The organism is Streptomyces sp. NPDC002784, from assembly GCF_053592135.1.
The window spans coordinates 531061-555345 of record NZ_JBSFVD010000001.1 but is presented as its reverse complement, the minus strand read 5'-3'; the positions used below and the strand labels follow the sequence as shown (position 1 = coordinate 555345).

Here is a 24285-nt window from a genome sequence, read left to right as displayed (position 1 = left end):
GACGCTGTGGGGGAGTCGCAGAGGTTCCCCCGTGGATCGACGGGAGGGGTGGGCCGATGGACCAGGGGGACGAGCGAAGAGGGCACGCGAACGCGATGCGCGGGCTCACGGCGGCTTTCGTCGCCGGTGTCACCGCCCGGCACCGGCTGCCGCTCGACTACTCGGTGGCCAGCCTGCGCGTCGTCGACTTCCTGATCGACGGCCTGCGCAAGGGCGGCGCCGACCGGGAACGCGCCCGCGAGACGCTCTTCGGACTCGGCGCCTACGTCGGTGAGGTGCTGGTGCGCCGGGCGGGCGCCGTCTGGGTCGACTTCGACGCCCACCAGCGCGCCTACTTCGGCCAGCCGGTCGGCGTACGGATGCCGGACGGCCGGGTCTGGAACCCGCTCGGCAAGGTCCACAACCGCTTCGACGCGGGCGGCCCCGAGGAATCCCTGCACACCTTCTACCTGACCCTGCCCGGCCGGGTCCGGCGGGCCGCCGCATGAGCCTCGGGAGGTCACGGCGGCCGCTGTGACACTTCCGTGCGGCCCGGCGCTGTTGACCATGGAGGGCGTGGGCAGAGGACGGAGCCGTGCCGGGGGTGCGGTCCGGCCATGAACTCGGCGGGACGAGGACAGTAGTTGGGCCAGGGAGCGGAACCCCGTCGCGGGCACGCGCACGACGGGGAGCTGGGCGCGGCCGTCGCGCGGGCGCAGGAGGGCGACGAGGCGGCCTTCGCGGTCGCCTACCGCATCGTGCAGCCCGGACTCCTCGGCTATCTGCGCGGCATCGTCGGCGACGACGCCGAAGACGTGGCCTCCGACGCCTGGCTGGAGATCGCCCGCGACCTCGGCCGGTTCAAGGGCGACGGGGCGGGCTTCCGCGGCTGGAGCGCGACCATCGCCCGGCACCGGGCGCTGGACCACCTACGACGGCAGCGGGTACGGCCCCGGTCGACGGCGACCGAGCAGGCCGTACTCGATCTGCCGGGCCCGCACAGCACGCACGAGCAGGCACTGGAGTCCATCTCCACCGAGTACGCCCTGGAGCTGGTCCGGGGGCTGCCGCGCGACCAGGCCGAGGCCGTGCTGCTGCGGGTGGTGGTGGGCCTGGACGGCCCGGCGGCCGCCCGGGTGCTCGGCAAGCGTCCCGGCGCGGTGCGCACCGCCGCGTACCGGGGTCTGAAGCGCCTGGCGAGCCAGCTGGGCGCCGAGGGTGTGACGGATGACGGCCCCCGGACGCTGGGGGAGTCGAAATGAACGGAGCGGGGAGCGCGCGCGTAGCACGGGGGGAGCGCCGCGCCTCCACAGGTCGCGGACGCCGTGTCGCCCTCGGGGCGCGCGGCCCGCAGGGGCCCCACGGGCCACACAGGATCCAGCGGGACCATGGGCCCCGGATCGGTCAGGTCGGACAGGAACGGAAACGGACATGGGTGAACAGCTGAGCGACGGCGGCACCGCCGACCGTCGGCCCGCGCACCCGCACGGCACCCCGTCCGGCCCGCCCGCGGACGCCGGCCGGCCCGACCTGGAGGCCCTGCTCGCCGCCGCGATGCGCCCCGCCGCTGTCGACGCCGAGGGCGAGCGGCGGGCCGTCGCCGCGTTCCGGGCCGCCCGGGAGGCGGGCGCGCACCGGTCCCGCACCCGGCGCCGGGACGACTGGCGGCCCCGGACGCGCGGCCGTTCCGTGCGCTCGCTGCGGGCCACGCTCTCGCTGTTCGTCGCGAGCCTCGCCCTCGGCGGGGCCGCCTTCGCCGCGATCGGTACGGCCGGTTCCTCCTCGGACGCCTCCGACGGCCCCGGCACGCCCACGCCGTCCACCGCTGCCGCCGACCCGGACCCCGAGCCCCCGGCCACGGCCTCCGGCACCGCCACCGCGCCCCGGGACCGTCCGTCCGCCGCCGCGGACACCGAGGCCAAGTGCCGGGCCTACGAGCGGGTCCGGGGCAGCGGCAGAGCGCTGGACGCCCCGGCCTGGCAGCGGCTGACCGAGGCGGCGGGCGGCGCCGAGAAGGTGGCCGCGTACTGCGCGCGGCGGCTCGCGGAGGCGACGGCGCAGGGCAAGCCGGGCGCCGGGAAGAACAACGGCACGGGTACGGACAACGCGGACAACACGGATAACAGCGGCATCGGGACGGGTACGGACAACGGCACGGGGGCGGGCTCCGGCTCCGGCACGGGTTCCGACAACGGCTCCGGCAAGAACAACAACAAGCCGGGCAAGAAGAACTGACGCCGACTGGCCGGGAGTTGACCCTCACCGGCCCGCTGATTCGGCCCCCCAGGGCCCCCGCCAAAGCAACGGCCGGGGCCGCCACCCCCCACAGGAGAGGCCCCGGCCGTCGCGCGGCACGGGCCGCGCGGCGGCCCGTACTTCCTACAGCGCCATGAGTGCGGTTTCTGTCACACCCCGATGCGTCCCCGGCCCACCGCATCTTGTCCGGACATGGACGAACAGCGGTTTCAGGTCGTAACGTGCCTTTCGCGTCGCACGGAAAGTTGAACGATCACTGAAACCGGCGGCGGGCCGCCGTGCCGGGGCCATCCACCCGACCATCTACCGAGGTACCGAGTGCTGGGGGACGACGCGGAGCTGACGGCCGCGGTGCTTGCGGCACAGGACGGGGACGAGACCGCGTTCCGGACTGTGTACCGCTCGGTGCACCCGCGGCTGCTCGGCTACGTACGGACGCTGGTCGGCGACCCGGACGCCGAGGACGTGGCGTCGGAGTCCTGGCTCCAGATAGCTCGCGACCTGGATCGCTTCAGCGGGGACGCGGACCGCTTCCGCGGCTGGGCGGCCCGGATAGCCCGCAACCGCGCGCTGGACCACATACGCATGCGCGGCCGCCGCCCCGCGATCGGCGGCGACGAGACCGAACTGACCGGCCGGGCCGCCGAGTGCGACACCGCGGGCGAGGCCATCGAGGCCCTGGCCACCGACGGCACCCTCTCCCTGATCGCCCGGCTGCCGCAGGACCAGGCCGAGGCCGTGGTGCTGCGCGTGGTGGTGGGCCTGGACGCGAAGACCGCCGCGGAGACGCTGGGCAAGCGCCCGGGCGCGGTCCGCACGGCGGCGCACCGGGGTCTCAAACGCCTCGCCGAACTGCTCGGCGACCCTCCGGAGGGCGATCCGGAATCCGCCGGGGTGCTCGCCGCCCTGCCGCCCCAGCGAGAACCGCGCGGCCGCGCCGTGACGTCCGCGAGTGTGACGCATACGCGTGCGCGGACGCAGAAGGATGTGTGATGGCCGACGAGCAGTACAGGTGGCTGGACCGGAGGACGGCGGAACGTCTGCTGAGCGGGGAGCCACTGGAAGCTGTGGACGCGGCCGACCGCGACCGGGCGGAGCGCCTCGCCAAGACGCTTGAGGCCCTGACCGCCCAACCCCCTCCGACCTCCGCCGAACTCCCCGGCGAGGCCGCCGCGCTGGCCGCCTTCCGCGCCGCCCGCTCCGAACGCGCCGCCGCCCCCGCGACCCCCGGCCACGGTTCCCGGCCGCACTCCGGCGACGCCGGGCTCGTCCGCATCGGCACGCTCCCGCGCGGGGCCCGTAGCCCCCGCTGGGCGCGCCCGGTGCGCCTCGGCCTGGCCGCCGCGCTGGCCGTCGGCATGGTCGGCGGCGTCGCGGTCGCGGCCGGAACCGGAGTCCTGCCCACGCCGTTCGAGGGCGGCGCACCGGAGCCCGCCGCGTCGGTCTCGGCCGCCGTGCCGCCCGAGCGCCCGCGGGTGTCGCCGTCCCCGGAGGACGCCGTGGAGGGCGAGTCCGTGCCCGACGGGACGTCCGGCGGGGCCACGCCGGACCCGGACGCCTCGCGGGAGACGGGGGGCGACGGCACCGACCCCGGCGCCGCGAACGGTGACCCTGAGGACCGGTGGAGCGGCGGCAAGCACAAGAGCGCCGCCGTCGCGGCCTGCCGTGACGTCAGCGCCGGCAAGCGGCTCGCCGACGACAGCAGGCGGGCTCTGGAGGCCGCCGCGGGCGGCTCGGGGCGCGTGTGGACCTACTGCAAGGGACTGCTCGGCGAGGCCCGGTCCGGGTCGGGGTCGGGGTCCGAGTCCGGGTCCGGGAGCGGTAAGGCTCACGGCCGGGAGGAGAACGCCGGCCGGGGCGGCGGCCAGGACGAGGACGACGACCAGGGCGAGAAGGACGAGAACGGCGAGAAGGGCGACCGGGGCCGCGGCGAGCGAGGCCGCGACAAGGGGAAAGGCAACGGTCACAGCAGCCCCGAGGACCACCCGCGCACCGACGGCACCACCCCCCGGACGCCCTCCTCGCCGGCCGGCACCCCCGCGCCGGACCGCTCAGAGTCCCCGGTGGCACCGGACGCCCCGGGCGTCTCACCGAGCCCGCCGTCCACCGCGCCCTGATCCCCGCGCGGGTGCTGCGACACGCCCGCTGAGCTGCGGTTTTGTAAACCGCGGAACTTTTTTCGCGCAGGGTGTGACGTTTTCGCCGATCCCGGCGCAGTATTCAGTGAGCCGACTGGTCATCGGCCGTCGCACGGAGCCGGGGTTCCCCCCGTACCTTCGGCTCGTGCACCTGGCGCGGGCGGGACACGTTCCCCCGGTCCCGCCCGCGCCCCACTACCAGGAGACGACGACCTTGTCGCCGTTCCTCACCTGCGCGAACAGCCCCGCGATGGCCCCCTCGTCCCGCACGTTGACACAGCCGTGCGAGGCGCCGGCGTAGCCCCGGGCCGCGAAGTCGGACGAGAAGTGCACGGCCTGACCCCCGCTGAAGAACATGGCGTACGGCATCGGCGAGTCGTAGAGCGTGGAGTGGTGGTGCCGGGACTTCCAGTAGACCTGGAACACGCCCTCCCGGGTCGGCGTGTACTGCGCGCCGAAGCGCACGGCCACCATGGACAGGGTGCGGCCGTCGACCATCCAGCGCAGGGTGCGGCTCGTCTTGTCGATGCACAGCACCCGGCCGGTCATACAGCGCGGATCGGGCGGGGCGGCGGGCTGCCCGCCCATCAGGTACAGGTCCCACTTCCCCGGCTCGCGGGTCATCCTCAGCAGCCGCTGCCAGGTGACGGAGTCCGTCCTCCCCGTTTGCGGCAGCCCGCGCTTGCCCTGGAACCCCTTGACCGCCCGCTCGGTGAGGTCGTCGTAGGTCCCCGTCGGGCCGTCGAACAGCCAGGCGACCTGCCGCAGCCGGGCCTGGAGCTCCCGGACGCCCCGGCCGCTGTCCCCGCGCGACCACAGGACCTCCGGGGCCGCGGACGGGGCGGGCGCGCTCGGCTTGGCGTCCTGCGGCGGCTGCGAGGGCGTACGGCTGGGCAGTTCGACCCGGACCGGGGACTGCCCCTCCCCGTCCGCCGCCCGGACCGTGCAGCCGCCGCACACGACCGCGAGCGCCGCCGCCGAGGCCAGCGCGCCGGCCGTTCTCCTCATGCTCCTCATCCGGCCCCCAATGCCGCCGATGTCCTCTGAGATGCTCCCCGCGGATGACTGGTTGCGAACGGCGGGGCATGGTTGTGACCGGGGCCGCATGGCGGCTGTGAGCAAGGTCCCAGCGTGCTGCACTCCTCCGGGCGCGCACCACGCCGCTACAGTCCGTCGAAGGGTCGGTCTGTACCAGTGAGTAAGCAGCGAGCGAACAGCTCGGCGGGAGGCAACACACCATGGCGCGCGAGTCGGAGTCCGGACTGCCCATCGAACCGGTCTACGGACCGGATGCCCTGGCGGGCTGGGACGCGGCCGAGAAGCTGGGCGAACCGGGGTCGTACCCCTTCACCCGGGGTGTCTACCCGTCGATGTACACCGGCCGTCCCTGGACGATGCGCCAGTACGCCGGCTTCGGCACCGCGACCGAGTCCAACGCCCGCTACAAGCAGCTGATCGCCAACGGCACCATGGGCCTGTCGGTCGCCTTCGACCTGCCCACCCAGATGGGCCACGACTCCGACGCGCCGATCGCCTCCGGCGAGGTCGGCAAGGTCGGCGTGGCGATCGACTCGATCGACGACATGCGGGTGCTGTTCGGCGGCATTCCGCTGGACAAGGTCTCCACGTCGATGACGATCAACGCGCCTGCCGCGCTGCTGCTCCTGCTGTACCAACTCGTCGCCGAGGAGCAGGGCGTCAGCGCGGACCAGCTGACCGGCACGATCCAGAACGACGTGCTGAAGGAGTACATCGCGCGCGGGACGTACATCTTCCCGCCCAAGCCCTCCCTGCGGCTGATCGCGGACATCTTCAAGTACTGCAAGGCCGAGATCCCGAAGTGGAACACCATCTCGATCTCCGGCTACCACATGGCGGAGGCCGGCGCGTCCCCCGCGCAGGAGATCGCGTTCACGCTCGCCGACGGCATCGAGTACGTCCGTACGGCCGTCGCGGCGGGCATGGACGTCGACGACTTCGCGCCCCGGCTGTCCTTCTTCTTCGTGGCCCGTACGACGATCCTCGAAGAGGTCGCCAAGTTCCGTGCCGCGCGCCGCATCTGGGCCCGGGTGATGAGGGACGAGTTCGGCGCGAAGAACCCCAAGTCCCTGATGCTGCGCTTCCACACGCAGACGGCGGGCGTCCAGCTGACGGCCCAGCAGCCGGAGGTCAACCTGGTCCGGGTCGCCGTCCAGGGCCTGGCGGCGGTGCTGGGCGGCACCCAGTCGCTGCACACCAACTCCTTCGACGAGGCCATCGCCCTGCCGACGGACAAGTCCGCCCGCCTGGCCCTGCGCACCCAGCAGGTGCTGGCCTACGAGACGGACGTGACGGCGACGGTCGACCCCTTCGCGGGCTCCTACGTCATCGAGAAGATGACGGACGAGGTCGAGGAGGCGGCGCTGGAGCTGATGCGGAAGGTCGAGGACCTCGGCGGCGCGGTCACCGCCATCGAGCACGGCTTCCAGAAGAGCGAGATCGAGCGCAGCGCCTACCGCATCGCCCAGGAGACGGACTCCGGCGAGCGGGTGGTCGTGGGCGTCAACCGCTTCCAGCTCGACGAGGAGGAGCCGTACGAGCCCCTCCGGGTGGACCCGGCGATCGAGGCCCAGCAGGCGGCGCGGCTCGCCGCACTCCGGGCCGAGCGCGACCAGGAGGCGGTGGACGCGGCCCTGGCGGCCCTGAAGAAGGCGGCCGAGGGCGAGGACAACGTCCTGTACCCGATGAAGGACGCGCTGCGGGCCCGGGCCACGGTCGGCGAGGTGTGCAACGCGCTGCGGGAGGTCTGGGGGACGTACGTCCCGAGCGACGCCTTCTGACCCGGGCCGACCCGCCCGCCCGTCTCCCCGCCTGCCGCCGAAATTCGGCATCGGAGTGTCGTACCCCCGTGCGACACTCCTTTCCATGTTCGGCGTCATCGACCTCCCCACCTATCTCGCGGGCCTGATCCTGATCGTGCTGCTGCCCGGCCCCAACTCGCTGTACGTGCTGTCCGTGGCCGCCCGCCGGGGCGTCCGCCCGGGGTACACGGCCGCGGCCGGGGTCTGGTGCGGGGACGCGGTGCTGATGACGCTCTCCGCGGCCGGAGTCGCCTCCCTGCTGCAGACCAACGCCGTGCTGTTCGGCATCGTGAAGTACGCCGGTGCCGGGTATCTGACCTGGCTGGCGCTCGGGATGCTGCGGGCGGCCTGGGGGATGTGGCGGGACCGGCGCGAGCAGCGCCGCACCGCCGAGAAGGACCCGTCCGCCTCCGACTCCGGTGAGCGGCCCTTCCGGCGGGCCCTCGTGGTGAGCCTGCTCAACCCCAAGGCGATCCTGTTCTTCGTCGCCTTCTTCGTGCAGTTCGTCGATCCGGCGTACGCCTATCCCGCGCTGTCGTTCGTGGTGCTGGGTGTCTTCGCGCAGCTCGCCAGCTTCCTGTACCTCAGCGCGCTGATATTCGGCGGCACCCAGCTGGCGGCGGCCTTCCGGCGGCGCAAGCGGCTGTCCGCGGGGGCCACTTCGGCGGCCGGGGCGCTGTTCCTCGGGTTCGCGGTGAAGCTGTCCCTGGCCGGTTCCTGACCTCAGGGGCGCGGGAAACCGCGCACTCGGGCTCCACCGGCCCGCGGCTCACGCGCCCGCCGCACCGCCCGGGTGACGATCGGCGGCAACAGCTCGGCGGCCAGCCGCCGGGACCGGGACCTCCGTGACGTCCGCGCCGACACCGGCCCCGCATAGTGCCGGGACCGCGGGAACTCCGGCGGCCGCATCCCGTGCGAGCGGACCCGCACCAGCCGGTGCCCCGCCGCGTGCTGCACGCTCAGCCCGCAGTCCTCGCGGCCCCGGAACGCCGAGAGCAGCTCCTCCTGGACGGCCGCGGGCTCCCCCCAGGTGCCGTACAGCTTCTGCGTGCTCAGGCACACCGGCCGCAGCCCCCGGTTCAGCACCGCCTCCCAGGCCGCGACCGAGACCCCGGGCGTGTGCTCGGAGCGGAAGTCGTCCACGACCACGATCCCGTCCGGCACGAGCAGCTCCCGCGCCGCGCCGATGTCGTCGTACACGTGCTCGTACAGATGCGAGGCGTCGATGTGGACGAAGCGGCAGGTCCCGGCCCCCACCTCGCCGGTGATCACCGAGGTGGGCCCCTGGATGACCCGGGGCAGGGTGTCGTGGAAGGAGAGGTAGTTCCGCTCGAAGGCCTGCCGGGTCAGGGACGCGTACGACTTCGACGCCTCCGCCTGGTTCGCCCCGTCCGGCGCGTCGCTCTCGAAGAGGTCGCAGACCGTGAACGTCTCACCGGGGCGCAGATGCCGGCCCAGCAGGATCGCGCTCTTGCCCAGGTAGGCCCCCAGTTCCAGCAGGTCCCCCCGCAGGCCGAGGCTCTCCTGCCGCTCCAGGAACCAGGTGAACAGCGTCTGGTCCAGGGGCGGGAACCAGCCCGGCACATCGCCGAGCTCACCGGGGAGTACGGGTGACTGCTGTGCGTTGGCCATGTGTGACGCGCCTGCTCACTGGGGTCCGGGCAATGCGTCACCGGGTTGAACTCCCGGTGAACAGCGGCTGCCCAGCAGTCTTGCCGCGCCCGGACCTCAGCGCATCTTGGTGAGGGCCGTCCGGAGGCGTGGGGTCAGCGGCTTCTCGACGTAACGGTTCAGCAGCCAGGCCAGCAGCAGCATCGAGCCGATCGTCAGGGTGAACGTCGCCCAGGAGGACAGGTACAGGTCCTGGTGGAGGGTCTTGATGACCACCCAGCCCAGGTGCTCGTGGACCAGGTAGAAGGGGTACGTCAGCGCCCCGGCCACGGTCAGCCAGCGCCAGTTCGCCCACCGCAGCCAGCCGAGCGCGATGGCCGCGACCGCCACGAAACCGAGGGTCACCACCAGGACGATCCCGAACGAGGTGCGGTGGGCGAACGCGTCCGGGCTGGGGGCGCGCCACAGGTTCTGCACCGCGTAGTGCTGCCCGATCAGCCAGCTGACCCCGACGATGCCCCAGGCGTAGGCGTCCCGGCGGTCGCGGTGGACCAGGTAGAGGCCGACGCCGCCGATGAAGAAGGGCGCGTACTCGGGCATCAGGACCAGGTCCAGCAGCGGTTCGTTCGCCGCCTCGGCGATGACCGCCGCGAGGGTCCAGCCGGCGCAGAACATGATCACGCGCTGCCGGGTCGCGCCGGGCAGCACGACGCACAGCGCGAACAGGGCGTAGAAGCGGACCTCCGCCCACAGCGTCCAGCACACCCCGAGCACCCGGTCCACGCCCAGCGGCTGCTGGAGCATCGTCAGATTGACCAGCGCGTCGCTCGGCGAGACCGCCTGGTAGGCGACCACGGGCAGCGCGAAGACCGCCGTGACCAGCAGGACCGCCGCCCAGTAGGCGGGCAGCAGACGGGAGGCGCGGGAGGCGAAGAAGGACTTCAGCGGCCGTCCCCAGCCGCTCATGCAGATCACGAACCCGGAGATGACGAAGAAGACCTGGACGCCGAGACAGCCGTAGGCGAAGTACTCGTGCAGCGTGGGGAACTGGACCGTCGGCGAGCTGCCCCAGGCCGCGGTGACCTCGCCGCCCCGGCCGCCGTAGTGGTAGGCGGCCACCATCAGCGCCGCGACCAGCCTGAGTCCGTCCAGCGCCCGTAGCCGGGTCTCCCTGCGCCCGGTCCGTTCCGCCCTCCGGGGCGGCTCGATCACCGTTCGGACGGTCGTGCTGGTCACAGAAATCCCCTTGCCAGGCGTTCTCGTTCTCCAGGGTGGAGCTAGGCACGTTAGTCCGAATCGCAGGCTTGTCTCGGGCGCCGGGCCAACGATTAGTCCTGTAGTACCTATGAGTTCACCTGAATGTCGTTTTGCCTTCCTAATTTTTCTCAGCATCCCCCCACGGATAATCACACGGTTTCAAGATCCCCCACCCGCCGGCGAACCGCGGCGAACACAGCATTGGCTTGGCGAATACCAGGAGTGCCATGACGAGGGTCCAGAACAGACGGGCACGTGCGCGCGGAGGGGAGCTGGACGACTGTTTGCGTGCCTGCGCGGTGCACAGCGGCAAACTCGTCGGCAGCGTCGACCGCCGCCGTATCGAACTCGCCGAGCAGCTCAGAAGGCTGCTCGTCGTATGGGGAACCACCCCCGCCGCCCCCGCGCCCGCCCCGGCGACCGGCGCGACCGCGCTGCTCAAGCGTGCCGTGAAGGGCGCCGCGACCCCCGCCACGGGTATCGCCAACGAACTGCTCGACGCGCTGCTCGCCGTCGCCAACCAGGCGCTCAAGTGCGGCTACGACGACGAGCTGAACCTCGCTCTGGTGATCAGCGACACCGTGCTCGCGCAGCGCAAGAACTCCCGCGCCGGATGGCGGCTGCGCGCCCGCCTGATGGAGGCGCTCGGCGACGACGCCGAGGCGCTGGAGGCGTACGAGAAGTACCTCGGGCTCACCGACGACGACGGCTTCGGCGTCCGCGCCCGCATCGCGGGCCTGCGCGCCGCGAGCGAGCGGGAGCGGGACCTGCTCGCCCTGCTGCGCCGCCAGTGCCCGCGCGCCGAGGAGTTCACCCGCGGCGACGCCACCGCCGTATGGGCCGAGGGCCTGGCCGCGCACGCCGTCGGCGACTGGGCCGCGGCCGAACCCCGGCTGGTGGGAGCGCTCCTGGCCATGGCGGACGCCCCGGTCGAGGACCGCCAGGAACTGCTCAGCCAGTACCTGGACCTGCGGATCGCCGTCGACACCGATGTCACCGCCCTGGCGGAGCTCACGGACGTCCTCGCGCTCTACGCCGAGCAGCGCCGCACCCGGATGCGCGGGCCCGTCGCCGACCCCACCATCGGCGGCGTGCAGTGGATCAGCCTGGGGGAGTTCCGCAACCGGATCGCCGGCAAGTCGGTCTGCCTGATCGCCAACTCCGGCCGGGTGGGCGCCAGTTCGATGGGCGCCGAGATCGACGCGTACGACCTCGTGGTGCGCTTCAACTCCTTCCGGCTCGACCCGAAGCACACCGGCAGCCGTACCGACATCCACGCCACGATCCACAAGCACGGCTTCAACTGGGACAAGCAGGTCGACACCCGGCTCGTCTTCGGCGGGATCTCCGGCGACTGGAAGTGGTCGCTGCGCAACCGCCTGGTGCCCGGCGCCCAGACGTATCTGGGTGACGAGTCGCTGCGCTGGCCCGTGCGCAACATCGGCAAGCTCTCCACCGACGTCTGGTCGGGCATCCCGACCACCGGCTTCAACATGCTGTTCCTGCTGGACTTCCTGGACGTCAGCCCCACGCTCGACCTGATCGGCTTCGACTTCTACGAGAGCGGCCCGTACCGCGTGCCGGAAGCGATGAAGCTCGCCATCACCTCCGTGCACGAATACACCAGCGAGAAGGCATGGGTCATGGACCGGGCCCAGAGCGTGACCGACATGAGGATATCCCTGCGATGACCACGACCACCCTGCCCGCGGCCCCCGTCACCGACGCGGCCGCCCTCACCGGCAAGCGGCGCATCGCCTTCGCGTCCTACGTCGACGAGAACTACCTCCCGGGCTTCCTCGTCCTGCTGCGCAGCCTCGCCCTGTCCAACCCGGCCGTCTGCGAGGACTTCGTCGTCCTCTACGACGACCTGCGCCCCGCCTCGATCGCCAGGATCCGCGCCCTGCACCCGCGCATCGTGCTGCGCCGCGTCAACGACACGCACTACGACGCCTACCAGAAGGGCGACCAGGACAACTACCTGGTCCGCAAGGCGTACTTCATCCTCGACGTCTTCCGGCTGCGCGAGTACGACACCGTCATCACCCTCGACACCGACATGGTCGTCCTCGGTGACCTCGGCGAACTGCTCAAGCTGCGCGAGGGCCTGGCCGCCGTCCCGCAGTTCTTCTACGGGCAGCACAAGCTCAACTCCGGTCTGCTGGTCATCCAGCGCGAGTACCTGAGCGACGAGTTCTGCGCCAAGCTGGACGCCACCGGCCGCAGCGGCGACTACGAACTCGACAAGCACGACCAGGGCATCCTCAACGCCGTCCTCAGCGGCGACTTCATCCGCCTGGACCCGCGCTACAACTTCGTCAAGCGGCGCCTGTCCGGTGACCTCCCGGTCCCCGAGGACACCGCGATCCTGCACTTCACCGGCCGCCACAAGCCGTGGCAGGGCGGTGAGTCCGGGTACAGCCAGGCCGAGGAGAAGTGGCGCGAGTACGAGCTGTCCGACGCCGAGTTCCAGGCCGAGTACCTCTCCCGGGCGGGCGGCCTGCACCACGACCTGGTCGTCCACTACGGCACCCCGCACGTCGCCCGCACCGGTGACGTCGAGGCCGCCCGCAAGGTGGCCGCCGCGCACATCGCGTCCGGCGACTACCAGGACGCCGTCGACATCCTGCGGAGCGTCCGCATCCCGCTCGACGAGGCATGGCCGCACGAGGTGCTCGGCCACGCCCTGATGAGCGTCTCGCGCTACGCCGAGGCCAAGGCCCAGCTGCTGCTGGCGACGGCCGCCCCCAACCGGGCCGCCACCGCCTACGCCCGGCTCGCCCAGATGTCCTGGGTGCACGGCGACAACGCCTCGGCGCTGAAGTACGCCACGGCCGGGATGTCCGTGGACATCACCCACCGCTCCAGCCGGCTGTGGGCGCAGCGCGCGGCCTCCGTCCCGGCCCAGGAACTGGGCGCCCCCGAGGACCAGCTGGCGCACGTCGCCTTCTACATGGACCGCCAGGGCAACGCGGGCGACAAGCTGCTCCCGGAGAGCGTGCGCAGCGCCTTCGGCCCGGACACCACCACCCGGCGCTGGCACTCCGTGCACGCCCACCGGCTCTTCGACGAGGCGGCCCTGGAACGCGTCAACGCCCGGCGCGGCCTGGTCATCGGCGGTGGCGGCCTGTTCATCCCGGACACCATGCCCAACGGCAACAGCGCCTGGCAGTGGAACGTCCCGGACGAGCTGATGCGCCGGATCGACGTGCCGATCGCGGTCTACGCCGTCGGCTTCAACGCCTTCGACGGCCAGTCCTACCGCGCCGGCCGGTTCCGTGAGTCGCTGCGCCTGCTGGTGGAGAAGTCCGCCTTCTTCGGGCTGCGCAACCACGGCTCGATCGAGAAGGTGCGGGCCATGCTCCCGGAGCATCTGCACGGCAAGGTCCGCTTCCAGCCCTGTCCCACCACGGTCACCCGCCAGCTGGTGCCGGGCTGGCAGGACCCGGCGAGCCGCGAGGACACCATCCTCCTCAACGCCGCCTACGACCGCGCCGGCCTGCGCTTCGGCCACGACTACGGCTACTTCCTGGCCCAGATGGCCCGGGCGGTCCGGGACCTGGGCGAGCTGGCCGAGGTCAAGTGCGTGGCGCACTCGCTCGACGACGAGAAGATCGCCTTCGATCTGCGGCGCGAGCACGGCATCTCGATGCCCGTCATCCCGATGTACGACTTCGAGAACGACGAGATCCGCGATCTGTACGCGCGCACCAAGCTGGTCATCGGCATGCGCGGCCACGCGGGCATGATCCCGTTCGGCTGCGGCACGCCGATCATCAGCCTGATCTCGCACCCGAAGATGGCGTACTTCCTGCGCGACATCGAGCGACCCGAGTGGGGCGTCTCGGTCCACGACCGCCACCTGGCCGCCCGCCTGGTGGAGCGCTCCAAGGACCTGCTCCGCGACCACCGGGCGACCGTCGCCGATGTGCACGGCCGTCAGCAGGAGCTGTGGAAGGTCACCGAGGCGAACGCCGCGGACCTGAAGGCCATCCTGGGCGGCTGACGCACGACGGAAGGAGGGTGAGCCCGCGCGGGGGCTCACCCTCCTTTCTCAGCGTCCGGCGACCTTCCTGACCACCCGGGTCAGCAGCGAGCCGCCCTTGCCGCCACCGTCCATCTCGTACGCCGTCCTCAGCTGCGCGAAGTGGTCGGCGCGGGTCCGGGCGAGGTACTCGTCGCCGGTCAGCTTCCGCGCGATGGACCAGGCCTGCCGGTGCCGTCCCTCGTAGTGCGCCACGTACGCCTTCGCCAGCTCCAGCACCGACTTGAAGGGGATGCCGCCGGTGTGGTCGCGGTCGATGCGCTCCTGCACGGCCGAGATCAGCTTCAGCTTCTCGTCGAGGGTCCAGGCGTCCTCGGAGATCCTGCGGAGCACGTCCTCGGGGATCGGCCGGGTCACCTCGAAGGCGAGCGTGGAGCGGATGGGCGGCCCGGCGATCTCGATGTAGGGCAGCAGCGCGCCCGTGCTGTGGTGCAGCCACGGCAGCCGGGGCCCGGCGAAGTCCTGGTGCAGCACGACGGAGCCGGGCCGCAGCCGGGTCAGGAAGCGCTCGGAGACACAGCGGAAGACCCGGGCCGTCTTGGCGATGTCGATGTGCAGGAACTCGATCGGGCTGGTGTCGTCCGGGTCCGAGGTCTGCCAGATGTCACCGGCGTGGATCTCCAGGAACGGCAGGAAGGGCGCCAGCCGCTCGGTGAAGTCGTCGAGGAACGAGCTGTCGCCGTCCGCGGGCTTCGTCCCGGCCGTGAAGAACTTCTCGGTGGCGAAGGTGCCCTTGCCGACGTGGAAGAAGTCGTACGCGTGCAGCCGTCCCGTCCGCTCGTCGAACACGGGGCTGTCGCGCAGCCCGAGCGCGAGCGCGTAGGTGGAGCCGCCGCCGCCCGAGCCCAGCTCCACGAGCCGGTACTCGCCGGTGAGGCGATGGCGCCCCAGCAGGTACAGGAAACGCAGCTCCCAGGAGCTGACCTGGGAATAGGGCAGGTCGTCAGGCAGCTTTACGCCGTCGAGCATGGGGTACAGCCGGCCGAGGTTCGTCATGAGGGCCTCACGGGGTGGGATGGGGCGGCGTTCCGTGATCCTAGGGATTCGAACGCCGCCCACACCATGGATTCATCGGTTTAATCCGACGGTGTGCCCCCGTTTCCTCGGCCTTTCCCGGTAGTTCACCGGGTATTGGCTCAGCGGCGCACCGCCTTCTTCAGCGCCTTGGCCCGCCGCACCACCCGGCGGGCCGTGGAGTTGCGCGGCAGGAACGACAGCCGCTCCGGAATACCGCCGGGCAGGCCCAGCGAGGTGAGCCGCTTGCGCTTGAAGTAGCGCTGGGTGCGCGGCGTGAAGTGCTCCGCGAGATACCGCTCGGCGGCGGGCCGCAGGGTCGGGTAGATCTGCGGCTGCATGGTGAACCCTATGGCGGCGATCAGCGCGCCCAGCGTCCGTGCCGGGACGGTCTCCTCGCCCTTGCGGTTCTCCAGATCGGGCAGTACCGCGTCCGCCAGCACCGCGGGGATGCGGTTGCTGTTCTGGTACGGCGTCAGCCGGTCCAGCAGCGGCTCGGTGCCGATCCGGGCGACCGGCAGGTCGTAGAAGGCGGACGCGGTGAACAGCGCGGTCGAGAAGCAGCCGACGACCAGGCCGGGGCGGGACTTCTCGAACAGCACCTCGGCGAGCACCGGGGTGTCCAGCACGGTGAGTTCGACGCCCAGCCGCTCGGCCTCGGTCTCCAGGGCGCGGCTGTAGCGGGCCGGCGCCGTGGGGTGCGGCTTGAACACGATCGCCCGGTGCCCGCGCTGCACCGCCCCGCGCATCATCCGTACGTGCAGCTCCTCCTCCGCCTCCGGGGTGAGGATGTTCAGCGCGGAGAGGTACTGCCCGAGCAGGAGTGCGGAGTTGTCCGGGAAGACCGGCAGCTCCTCGACGGCGCCCGCGAGTTCGCCCATCACCTTCAGGAAGGCCGTGCCCGGCACGACCTCGGCGGGCACGTCGAACTCGGTGAGCAGCAGGGGGGTCAGGCCCGGCACCAGGTCCAGGTGGAGCAGGCGCCGGACGCGGGTGCCGACCAGCGGGTCGAGCTTGTTGCGGGTGGGGCCGTAGCTCATCAGGCCGTCGGCGTAGACGTGCAGCGGGGCGCCGGTGAAGATCTGGGCGAGCGCCAGCGCCGGGTTGACCTGGATGGACTCCAGGACGATCTCCACGTCGTCGTCGCCCAGGCCCCACAGCAGCCGCAAGTACCGCTCGAACAGCGGCAGGTCGTCGGTGCGCGGCGCCCAGGCCCCGGGGTGGAACGGCCGGATGGCCTCGTTGAAGGAGATCACCCCGTCGAAGTGGTCCCGCAGCGACTCGAACCCCGGCATCTCGTCCACCGCCACAGTGGTCTCCGGGGTCGCGGAGTTGTTGAACACCAGCAGCAGCCGGCGGTCCGCCTCGGCGAAGCACTCCGAGTCCAGCGCGGCGGCCAGGGTGGCGGCCCCGTAGAGCGTGGAGACGCAGAAGATCTGGGTGGTGTTACGGGACATCACGCGGCCGCCTTCGCAGTGGTGGCCCGGCGCCGCAGCCGGCGCAGCTTGCTGGCCCGGCGCAGGTCCATGGTTTCGAGCACGTCCCCGAGCGCGTCCTGCGGCATCCGCTTTATGGCCGCCGCGCTCATCGCGCGCAGCTGCTTGGCCACGGCCGGTTCCCACTTGGACTCGTCCGAGAGGTGATGCGCGATGATCGCACAGTAGGTGCGTACCGCCTTGGGCAGCAGCTGGTCGGCCTCCCGGTCAGCCGCGGTTTCCTCGATGACCTGATCGAAGGCGCGGATGAAGTCGAGTTGACGGATGTCACCGATCTGGGTGAGAGAACCGGCGACGCCCCGGCGGTAGAAGACGCCGAGCAGACTGACGACGGCGAACGACTCGGCCTCGCGGTGCAGCTTCCAGATCCACGGCCGGTCCTCTGCGGTGCGCAGTCCGTCGGTGAAGTGCAGCAGGCCCTTGTCCAGCAGCCGCCGGTGGTAGGCGCCGGCCCAGGCGTAGGCGTAGTCGACGGAGGTCGTCCGGTCGGCGGGCAGGATCGCCGCCCGCGGGTCGAGGACCTCGCCCCGGCGGCCGTGCGGTACCCGGTGCACCGAGCGGGCGCGGGCGTGGGCCTGGACGTGGTCCGTCCGGACGAAGTCGCAGCCCAGCTCCTCGATGGCGCCCACCAGTTCGGTGAAGTAGCCGGGCGCGAGCCAGTCGTCGCCGTCGAGGAAGGTCAGGTATTCGCCGGTCGCGGCGTCCAGACCGGTGTTTCGGGCGGTGGCGAGACCTCCGTTCACTTCATGGCGGAGGTAACGCACTTGTGCGACGTCCGAGAGTTGCTCGGCCGCTCGTTCGAGAATGGCGGGAGTTTCATCCTTCGAACAGTCGTCCACAAGGATGAACTCGAAGTCGCTCCGGGCGTTCGCACGAAGGCTCCTGAGGGTGTCCGGGGCGTATTGCTGCACGTTGTAGAACGGCACGATCACGGAAAGCTTTGGCACCTGAGAAAGGTTAGAAGGGTGCTCGGCGGTGGAACTGGACGGCGCGCGTACGGCGGGTGAACTCAGTGTGTCGGAACGGTGCATGCCATGTACTTCCCGGGTTTTGACGGGCCAGTTCGGCTCGCGGTGGGATGTTGTTAACTTTTCGTTGATTCGCGGTTGGGCTATACCTAGGAAATGCTTCCTAGCGTCATCTTCGTGCCAGCAAGTACAACGAAGCCGCCGCGTATCGCCGTCCTCGCGGACTCCGACACCCGCTGGAAATGGGGTGCGCTGACGGCGGGCCGCATCGCCCCGGGCCCGTCCATGGAAGCCGGAGCGGAAGGGGACACGCAAGTCGCCCCTTCCCTCGATGGATTCCTGTTGCGCGGCCGGGCCACGCCGACCGCCCGTCAACTGGCGGAGGTCGGCGTGCAGGCCGCCTCGATGCGCGAGGTGACCACGGTGGAATTCCTGCGCACGATGGCCGACGAGGAGTACGACATCCTCGTCCTGGCCCTCGTCGGCGGTGGTGTCCAGGCTGTGCTGCACGGACTGAAGAGGGTCTGGGAGGGCCGCGAGAAGCGCCCCGTCGTCGTCACCGGCTACGTCGGCGTGGTCTACGAGAAGCTCGCCGACGGCCTGCTGCTGCGGCACGGCGCCGACCTCGTCCTCGCCAACTCCCGCCAGGACGCGGAGCGCTTCCGCGCGGTCTACGAGGGGGTCGGCGCCGACGCCTCGGCGGTGACGGAGGTGGCGCTGCCGTTCCTCGGCGGCGCGCCCTACGAGGGGGAGCACGACCCGTACACGGTCGTCTTCGCCGCGCAGCCCTCCGTCCCCGAGAGCCGCAAGGACCGTACGTACCTGCTGAACCGCCTGGTCCGGCACGCGCGGCTGCACCCCGAGCGCGAGGTGCTGCTCAAGCTGCGCTCCAAGCCGGGCGAACACACCACGCACATCGAGGAGTTGCCCTACCAGAAGCTGGTGCAGAAACTGGACGTACCGGCCAACTTCCGGCTGGTGTACGGGCACATGGGCGAGGTGCTGGACCGTACCGACCTGCTGGTCACGGTCAGTTCGACGGCCGCGCTGGAGTCCCTGCACCGGCGGATCCCCACCGTCGTGCTCACCGACCTCGGGGTGCGCGAGACACTCGGCAACCACCACTTCGTCGGCTCCGGCTGCCTCGCCTCCTGGGACCAGCTGGACGAGGGACACCGTCCGGTCCCCGACGAGCAGTGGGTGGCCCGCCAGGGCGTCGCGGCGGACGGCGGGTACGAGACCGCCTTCGACGCCGCGCGCGGGCGGATCGCCAAGTTGCGCGCCCTGCCCGGCGGGTTGGCTCCGCTGACCCCGTACTACACGCCCGTGACGGCGCCGGGCTACCTGCCCGGCATCCTCGCCCGCCACCATCTCGGTCCCGACGGCAGTCCGCTGCCGGGCGCTCCCGCGCATGACAAGGACCCGGGACCCGTCCGGCAGATCGTGCGCCGGGCCGCCCGTGGCGCCTATCGGCACGGGGTGCAGCGGGTGGCGCCCGTCATCCGCCGGATGGGGGAGCTGTGAGCGGTCGTTCGCTGTCCGCCGCGCCGTCCGGGCCTGCCGCGCCCCGCGGCGGAGCCGCCGACCGGTACCGCCCCGCGCCCCTCACGGGCGGCCCCGCCGCCTTCCGTACCTCCGCGAATCCTGGAGTGCAATCCATGTCCGACTCCCCGGCGGACGCCGCCTTCGTGCGCCGCGTGCTCGCCGTCATTCCCGCCCGCGGCGGCTCCAAGGGCGTGCCCGCGAAGAACCTCGCTCCGGTCGGCGGGGTGCCCCTGGTGGCTCGTGCGGTGCGCGAGTGCCTGGCCACCCGGCTGGTGACCGACGTCGTGGTCTCCACGGACGACCAGGCCATCGCCGCCGCCGCCCGTGAGGCCGGCGCCGAGGTGGTGCTGCGCCCCGCCGCCATCGCCGGTGACACGGCCACCTCCGAGGCGGCCGTCCTGCACGCCATGGACACCCACGAGGCGCTGCACGGCGCGCCGGTCGACGTGGTCATGCTGGTCCAGTGCACCAGCCCCTTCGTGATCCGCGAGGACATCGACGGGGTCGCGGCGGCCGTCGTCGAGAACGGCGCCGACACCGCCGTCACCGTGGCCCCCTTCCACGGCTTCGTCTGGCGCGACGCCGAGGAGCCCGCCGACGGCGGCGTCGGCGTCAACCACGACAAGTCCTACCGCCCGCGCCGCCAGGACCGTCCCCAGGACTACCTGGAGACCGGCGCCGCCTACGCGATGGACGCGGCCGGGTTCCGGACCCACAACCACCGCTTCTTCGGCCGGACCGAACTCGTCCGCACCGACCCCGCGCGCGTGCTGGAGATCGACGACCCGCACGACCTCGCGCGCGCCCGCGCCCTCGCGCCGCTGTTCGACGCGGACCGCCCCGGTGCGCTGCCGACCGCCGCCGACATCGACGCGGTCGTCCTGGATTTCGACGGCACCCAGACCGATGACCGGGTGCTGATCGACACCGATGGAAAGGAGTTCGTCTCCGTGCACCGCGGGGACGGCCTCGGCATCGCCGCCCTGCGCAGGAGCGGCCTGACGATGCTGATCCTCTCCACGGAGCAGAACCCTGTGGTCGCCGCCCGGGCCCGGAAGCTCAAGATCCCGGTCCTGCACGGCATCGACCGCAAGGACCTCGCACTGAAGCAGTGGTGCGAGGAGCAGGGCATCGCGCCTGAGCGCGTGCTCTACGTCGGCAACGACGTCAACGACCTCCCGTGCTTCGCCCTCGTCGGCTGGCCCGTGGCGGTCGCGAGCGCCCACGACGTCGTGCGCGGCGCCGCACGCGCGGTCACCACCGTCCCGGGTGGCGACGGCGCGATCCGAGAGATCGCCAGCTGGATCCTCGGCCCCTCTCTCGACTCCCTCACCAAGTAAGGACAGTTCACGCCATGAGCACCAACTCCCGTGTCCGCAAGTTCGGTTCCTCCCGCCTGGCCGGCCCCGGCCAGCCCGTCTACATCTGCGGCGAGATCGGCATCAACCACAACGGCGAGCTGGAGAACGCCTTCAAGCTGATCGACGTGGCGGCCGAGGCCGGCTGCGACGCGGTCAAGTTCCAGAAGCGCACCCCCGAGATCTGCACCCCGCGCGACCAGTGGGACATCGAGCGCGACACCCCCTGGGGCCGCATGACCTACATCGACTACCGCCACCGCGTGGAGTTCGGCGAGGACGAGTACCGCCAGATCGACGAGTACTGCAAGTCCAGGAACATCGCCTGGTTCGCCTCCCCGTGGGACACCGAGGCCGTCGCCTTCCTGGAGAAGTTCGACGTCCCCGCCCACAAGGTGGCCTCCGCCTCGCTGACCGACGACGAGCTGCTGCGCGCCCTGCGCGCCACCGGCCGCACCGTCATCCTCTCCACCGGTATGTCCACCCCGAAGCAGATCCGCCACGCGGTCGAGGTCCTCGGCTCGGACAACATCCTGCTCTGCCACGCCACGTCGACCTACCCGGCCAAGGCCGAGGAGCTCAACCTGCGCGTGATCAACACCCTCCAGGCCGAGTACCCGAACGTCCCGATCGGCTACTCCGGCCACGAGACGGGCCTGCAGACCACCCTCGCGGCGGTCGCCCTGGGCGCCACCTTCGTCGAGCGCCACATCACCCTCGACCGCGCCATGTGGGGCTCGGACCAGGCCGCCTCGGTGGAGCCGCAGGGCCTCACCCGCCTGGTGCGCGACATCCGCACGATCGAGTCCTCCCTCGGCGACGGCGTCAAGAAGGTCTACGACTCCGAGCTGGGCCCGATGAAGAAGCTGCGCCGCGTCCAGGGTGTCGTCGCCGAGGCGGAGATCGCCGCGGCCGCGGGCGAGCCGCTGTCGGTCTGACCCACCACCCTTCCCCGATCCTCCTACGACGGGACGGTCGTACGTAGATGAGCCCCCGCGCCGGGACCGCCGGCTCCCGCACTCTCGCGTTCGTCGAGAGTCCGGTACAGCTGCTCAACGTGCTGGAGTGGGCGCATGCCCAGGAGCAGGCGCTCGGCGCGGGGCTCACCCTGGTGGTCCTCTCCCCGATCGACCCGATGACCCGCGGCCAGCTGCGACGCATGTCGGAGCTGGCCCGCGAGGAGGGGCACGAGGTCCGCTGGGAGGAGGCGCGCAGCGGCGCGACGGCGCCCTTCCAGACGATCGCGGGCCTGGCGGGCACCCTGCGCCGGGCACCCCGCGTGGTCCTCGGGGACCCCTTCTCCCGCTACGTCCAGCTGCTGCTGACGATCACCCGGGCCCGGGACCTGGTGGTGGTCGACGACGGCACGGCGACGATGGAGTTCGTCGCCCAGCTGGCCCGCGGCGAACGCCTGGTGCGCTGGCACCGCAAGGGCGGCCGCCGCGGCCCCCGGGACCTGCTCCTGGCCCCGGTCTCCTCGGTGGCCCGCCGCCGGCTGACGCCCGGGGAGGACCGCCGGGTGGAGATCTTCTCCTCCATGCCGATGGAGGAGACCCTGCCGGGCCTGGCGGTGTCGGCGAACGACTTCGCCTGGACCCGCGCCCGCTTCGGCCCGCCGCGCATCGGCAAGGGCGCGGACCTGGTCGGCACCTCGCTGGTGGAGACCGGCGTGGTGGACGCCGAGCGCTACGTGGAAGCGGTCCGCACCCTCGCCAAGGCGCACGGCGCCACCCGCTACTTCGCCCACCGCCGCGAGAGCACGGAGAAGCTCCACCGCCTCGCGGTCGAGACCGGGCTGGAAATAGTCCGCCCGGACCTCCCCCTCGAACTGATCGCCCGCCGGGGCCCGATCGGCAGGACGATCCTGAGCTTCCCGTCCACGGTCGTCCACACCCTCCCCCTCGCCCTGGCCGGCACCGATGTGAAGGTCGCGGTCTGCGACATCGACCCCACCTGGCTGACCGACCACGCCTCCCCCCGGGCGCAGGGCTTCCTGTCCGGGGTCACGGGCTCGGCGAAGGACGTCCACCGGCTGGCGGCGGTGACGGCGGTCTAGCCGGGCTCGCGGGCCGGCAGGAACGCCTCTCCTGCGCCACGGGCTCCCGCACCCTCCCCGACCCCGGGCAGGATGGCCGCTGTGAACGGTGTGCACAGTGGTGATGACCTCGTCTTCCGCTCCCGCCGGCGGCGGGCCCTGCGGGTCGTCGTGGGGATCATGGCGGCCGGAGCCGTGCTCGCCGCCCTCGGCCTCGCCCTCGGCGGTCCGGTTCCGCTCGCCGGTGTCGGCGTGCTGTGCCTCGGCCTCGGTCTCGCCGCGCTGCGCCTCGCCACCGCGGAGGTCCGCGCCGGCGCCCGCGGCATCCGCGCCCGGCGCCGGACCGTGCCCTGGCCGGACATCGCCGACCTTCGCATCCGGGTGAAGACCTGGCGCCGGGGTGGAGAGTCCCGGCACGTCCTGCTGGTGCTGCGCGACGGGTCCGAGCGGCAGCTGCCGCTGCCCGTGGGATGGAGCGGGAGCGGGACCGACGCGGACTTCGACACCGGCCTGGACGCCCTGCGCGCCCTGCACCGCCGCCACGGAGCCCCCGAGTCGGACCACCTCGTCGTCGTCTCCCAGCGCACCGCCGGCCGCGGCTCGATCTGGGTCCCCGTGCTGTGCGTCCTGCTGCTCGCGGGCGCGGGCCTCGCCGCCTGGCTCGTCCCGCACGTCGACGCGGACCGCCGGGAGTGGCGGGCGGCCGCTCCGTGCACCGCCACGACCCCCGCCGAGGACCGGCGTGAGTGCCTGACGCGCATCCCGGCCGTGATCGAGCGCACCGAACAGGACGGGCCGCGACGCGGCAGGCTCCTGTACTTCGCCGACGACCGGCCGATCGACCGGCTGGCCGTGTCGCGCGAGGCCGCTCAGGAGTTCGAACCCGGCGACCGGGTCGAGCTCACCGCCTGGCGCGGCGAGGTGATGGAGGTCGCCGGAAGCCGGTACGTCTGGCGCCGGCACGTCCCCGTCCCCGGCGACATGGCCGCCGTAGCGGCCGGACTCGCCCTCGCCGCGGGCTACCCCGGGGCCCTGATGCTGATGCGGCTGCGCGGGCGCCGCCTCCCCGCCGGCGAGGTCCTTCCGTCCGCCCTGCCCTTCGCGGCCGTCCTCGCCGGAACCGGGGCGTGGCTGCTGCCGCTGTGCCACCGCCACCCCACGACCCTCTTCGACACCCCCGAGACCGTCGTCTGGGCCGCCGCGGGCACCGCCGCGACCCTCGCCATGGCCGCCCGGGCCTGGCGGGCCACCCGGGTCCGTCCCCCGCAGGGGGCTGCCCCGGACGAGGCGCGGGAGGAGGCGCGGGAGGAGGTCTTCCTGCCCGCCCGCTTCCTGGAGTCCACCGACTACAACCCGCACGGCTTCGGCACCCACATCGCCCTGGGCGGTGAGCAGCCGCCCGCGGTGACCCCCGGCCCCGGCCGGTTCGCGGCGCGGACCATCCCCGTGCGGCGGCTCACCGTCAAGGAGGTGCGCCGGGCCCGGGGCACCGACGGTGACAGCGTGCCCCGGAGCTGGCACATCGCCGGCCTCGACGACGCCGGCGCCCCCGTCCGCCTGGCCGCCGCCCCGGCCGACCTGGCCCGCATCCTGCGCGCCGTCGAGGCTGCACAAACGCTCGAGGACGCCTCGACGCAGGCTTCCGGCAGATGAACAGAACCGACAGGACTGCCCGCGGCGTGGTAAGGGTTGGTAGGAGAGCGGATGAGTAACCATGATCGACTCGTTCGAAAAAGAGCGGGA

20 protein-coding genes are annotated in these 24285 nt (G+C 72.1%); 14 read left to right on the top strand and 6 right to left on the bottom strand.

The features are described 5' to 3' along the window. Nucleotides 1-56: 56 nt before the first annotated feature. The 5 genes from ACWD1Z_RS02510 (at nucleotide 57) to ACWD1Z_RS02490 (ending at nucleotide 4352) form a co-directional block, all read left to right on the top strand. Entirely contained in the window at nucleotides 57-488 is a 432-nt protein-coding gene (locus tag ACWD1Z_RS02510) for a hypothetical protein (protein WP_451114893.1), read from the top strand. A 135-nt stretch (nucleotides 489-623) separates the two neighbouring features. Then, on the top strand, nucleotides 624-1241 hold the full coding sequence (locus tag ACWD1Z_RS02505; protein WP_451114891.1) for an RNA polymerase sigma factor: 618 nt from the start codon (nucleotides 624-626) through the stop codon (nucleotides 1239-1241). Nucleotides 1242-1410: 169 nt separating this feature from the next. After that, nucleotides 1411-2214 carry a hypothetical protein gene (locus ACWD1Z_RS02500; protein WP_451114889.1) on the top strand — a complete coding sequence of 268 codons (804 nt, stop codon included), beginning with the start codon at nucleotides 1411-1413 and terminating at the stop codon, nucleotides 2212-2214. Nucleotides 2215-2553: 339 nt separating this feature from the next. After that, a complete protein-coding gene (locus tag ACWD1Z_RS02495) occupies nucleotides 2554-3228 on the top strand; it encodes an RNA polymerase sigma factor (RefSeq protein ID WP_451114887.1) in 675 nt (224 codons plus the stop codon). Beyond that, the gene (locus ACWD1Z_RS02490) at nucleotides 3228-4352 is read left to right on the top strand and encodes a hypothetical protein (protein ID WP_451114886.1); all 1125 of its coding nucleotides are present in this window, start codon (nucleotides 3228-3230) and stop codon (nucleotides 4350-4352) included. Before ACWD1Z_RS02495 ends, ACWD1Z_RS02490 begins: the two co-directional genes overlap by 1 nt. Before the next feature lie 216 nt (nucleotides 4353-4568). On the opposite strand, the gene ACWD1Z_RS02485 is transcribed toward ACWD1Z_RS02490, so the two are convergent. Beyond that, nucleotides 4569-5381, bottom strand: coding sequence for a L,D-transpeptidase family protein (locus ACWD1Z_RS02485; protein ID WP_451114884.1), 813 nt, complete (start codon nucleotides 5379-5381; stop codon nucleotides 4569-4571). Nucleotides 5382-5611: 230 nt separating this feature from the next. Between ACWD1Z_RS02485 and ACWD1Z_RS02480 the strand changes: the two genes are divergently transcribed. Next, nucleotides 5612-7192 (top strand): acyl-CoA mutase large subunit family protein, encoded by a 1581-nt coding sequence (locus tag ACWD1Z_RS02480; protein WP_451114882.1) that lies wholly within the window; start codon nucleotides 5612-5614, stop codon nucleotides 7190-7192. 85 nt (nucleotides 7193-7277) lie between these two features. After that, complete coding sequence (gene leuE / locus ACWD1Z_RS02475; protein ID WP_451114880.1) at nucleotides 7278-7934, top strand: leucine efflux protein LeuE; 657 nt, start codon at nucleotides 7278-7280, stop codon at nucleotides 7932-7934. A gap of 2 nt (nucleotides 7935-7936) precedes the next feature. Here leuE and ACWD1Z_RS02470 read toward each other — a convergent pair whose 3' ends face one another. Beyond that, nucleotides 7937-8845, bottom strand: coding sequence for a class I SAM-dependent methyltransferase (locus ACWD1Z_RS02470; RefSeq protein WP_451114878.1), 909 nt, complete (start codon nucleotides 8843-8845; stop codon nucleotides 7937-7939). A 96-nt stretch (nucleotides 8846-8941) separates the two neighbouring features. Next, the gene (locus ACWD1Z_RS02465) at nucleotides 8942-10060 is read right to left on the bottom strand and encodes an acyltransferase family protein (protein ID WP_451114876.1); all 1119 of its coding nucleotides are present in this window, start codon (nucleotides 10058-10060) and stop codon (nucleotides 8942-8944) included. 248 nt (nucleotides 10061-10308) lie between these two features. Between ACWD1Z_RS02465 and ACWD1Z_RS02460 the strand changes: the two genes are divergently transcribed. Continuing rightward, on the top strand, nucleotides 10309-11772 hold the full coding sequence (locus tag ACWD1Z_RS02460) for a glycosyltransferase family 29 protein (protein WP_451114874.1): 1464 nt from the start codon (nucleotides 10309-10311) through the stop codon (nucleotides 11770-11772). Further along, complete coding sequence (locus ACWD1Z_RS02455; protein WP_451114872.1) at nucleotides 11769-14087, top strand: glycosyltransferase; 2319 nt, start codon at nucleotides 11769-11771, stop codon at nucleotides 14085-14087. The genes ACWD1Z_RS02460 and ACWD1Z_RS02455 overlap by 4 nt, the downstream gene beginning before the upstream one ends. A 48-nt stretch (nucleotides 14088-14135) precedes the next feature. Here the strand turns inward: ACWD1Z_RS02455 and ACWD1Z_RS02450 are convergent, their stop codons facing one another. The 3 genes from ACWD1Z_RS02450 to ACWD1Z_RS02440 all read right to left on the bottom strand — a co-directional run bounded on the left by ACWD1Z_RS02450 (nucleotide 14136) and on the right by ACWD1Z_RS02440 (nucleotide 17583). Beyond that, the gene (locus ACWD1Z_RS02450; RefSeq protein ID WP_451114870.1) at nucleotides 14136-15122 is read right to left on the bottom strand and encodes a hypothetical protein; all 987 of its coding nucleotides are present in this window, start codon (nucleotides 15120-15122) and stop codon (nucleotides 14136-14138) included. Between the two features lie 140 nt (nucleotides 15123-15262). Then, entirely contained in the window at nucleotides 15263-16597 is a 1335-nt protein-coding gene (locus ACWD1Z_RS02445) for an alpha-2,8-polysialyltransferase family protein (protein WP_451114868.1), read from the bottom strand. Beyond that, nucleotides 16597-17583, bottom strand: coding sequence for a glycosyltransferase family 2 protein (locus ACWD1Z_RS02440; RefSeq protein WP_451114866.1), 987 nt, complete (start codon nucleotides 17581-17583; stop codon nucleotides 16597-16599). Before ACWD1Z_RS02440 ends, ACWD1Z_RS02445 begins: the two co-directional genes overlap by 1 nt. 198 nt (nucleotides 17584-17781) lie before the next feature. Between ACWD1Z_RS02440 and ACWD1Z_RS02435 the strand changes: the two genes are divergently transcribed. The 5 genes from ACWD1Z_RS02435 (at nucleotide 17782) to ACWD1Z_RS02415 (ending at nucleotide 24195) form a co-directional block, all read left to right on the top strand. After that, entirely contained in the window at nucleotides 17782-19128 is a 1347-nt protein-coding gene (locus ACWD1Z_RS02435) for a DUF6716 putative glycosyltransferase (protein ID WP_451114864.1), read from the top strand. A gap of 134 nt (nucleotides 19129-19262) precedes the next feature. Then, complete coding sequence (locus ACWD1Z_RS02430) at nucleotides 19263-20489, top strand: cytidylyltransferase domain-containing protein (protein WP_389415278.1); 1227 nt, start codon at nucleotides 19263-19265, stop codon at nucleotides 20487-20489. Between the two features lie 14 nt (nucleotides 20490-20503). Then, a complete protein-coding gene (locus tag ACWD1Z_RS02425; RefSeq protein WP_451114862.1) occupies nucleotides 20504-21445 on the top strand; it encodes an N-acetylneuraminate synthase family protein in 942 nt (313 codons plus the stop codon). A 47-nt stretch (nucleotides 21446-21492) separates the two neighbouring features. Next, nucleotides 21493-22563, top strand: coding sequence for a hypothetical protein (locus ACWD1Z_RS02420; protein WP_451114860.1), 1071 nt, complete (start codon nucleotides 21493-21495; stop codon nucleotides 22561-22563). Nucleotides 22564-22635: 72 nt separating this feature from the next. Then, on the top strand, nucleotides 22636-24195 hold the full coding sequence (locus tag ACWD1Z_RS02415; RefSeq protein ID WP_451114859.1) for a PH domain-containing protein: 1560 nt from the start codon (nucleotides 22636-22638) through the stop codon (nucleotides 24193-24195). Nucleotides 24196-24285 lie beyond the last annotated feature (90 nt).

Excerpts from the sequence above, each read along its gene's own strand:
- leuE (WP_451114880.1), top strand. The coding sequence starts at position 7,278 with ATGTTCGGCGTCATCGACCTCCCCACCTATCTCGCGGGCCTGATCCTG.
- ACWD1Z_RS02485 (WP_451114884.1), bottom strand. The coding sequence starts at position 5,381 with ATGAGGAGAACGGCCGGCGCGCTGGCCTCGGCGGCGGCGCTCGCGGTC.
- ACWD1Z_RS02455 (WP_451114872.1), top strand. The coding sequence starts at position 11,769 with ATGACCACGACCACCCTGCCCGCGGCCCCCGTCACCGACGCGGCCGCC.
- ACWD1Z_RS02510 (WP_451114893.1), top strand. The coding sequence starts at position 57 with ATGGACCAGGGGGACGAGCGAAGAGGGCACGCGAACGCGATGCGCGGG.
- ACWD1Z_RS02450 (WP_451114870.1), bottom strand. The coding sequence starts at position 15,122 with ATGACGAACCTCGGCCGGCTGTACCCCATGCTCGACGGCGTAAAGCTG.
- ACWD1Z_RS02490 (WP_451114886.1), top strand. The coding sequence starts at position 3,228 with ATGGCCGACGAGCAGTACAGGTGGCTGGACCGGAGGACGGCGGAACGT.
- ACWD1Z_RS02425 (WP_451114862.1), top strand. The coding sequence starts at position 20,504 with ATGAGCACCAACTCCCGTGTCCGCAAGTTCGGTTCCTCCCGCCTGGCC.
- ACWD1Z_RS02430 (WP_389415278.1), top strand. The coding sequence starts at position 19,263 with ATGTCCGACTCCCCGGCGGACGCCGCCTTCGTGCGCCGCGTGCTCGCC.
- ACWD1Z_RS02470 (WP_451114878.1), bottom strand. The coding sequence starts at position 8,845 with ATGGCCAACGCACAGCAGTCACCCGTACTCCCCGGTGAGCTCGGCGAT.
- ACWD1Z_RS02420 (WP_451114860.1), top strand. The coding sequence starts at position 21,493 with ATGAGCCCCCGCGCCGGGACCGCCGGCTCCCGCACTCTCGCGTTCGTC.
- ACWD1Z_RS02415 (WP_451114859.1), top strand. The coding sequence starts at position 22,636 with ATGGCCGCTGTGAACGGTGTGCACAGTGGTGATGACCTCGTCTTCCGC.
- ACWD1Z_RS02480 (WP_451114882.1), top strand. The coding sequence starts at position 5,612 with ATGGCGCGCGAGTCGGAGTCCGGACTGCCCATCGAACCGGTCTACGGA.
- ACWD1Z_RS02445 (WP_451114868.1), bottom strand. The coding sequence starts at position 16,597 with ATGTCCCGTAACACCACCCAGATCTTCTGCGTCTCCACGCTCTACGGG.
- ACWD1Z_RS02460 (WP_451114874.1), top strand. The coding sequence starts at position 10,309 with ATGACGAGGGTCCAGAACAGACGGGCACGTGCGCGCGGAGGGGAGCTG.
- ACWD1Z_RS02500 (WP_451114889.1), top strand. The coding sequence starts at position 1,411 with ATGGGTGAACAGCTGAGCGACGGCGGCACCGCCGACCGTCGGCCCGCG.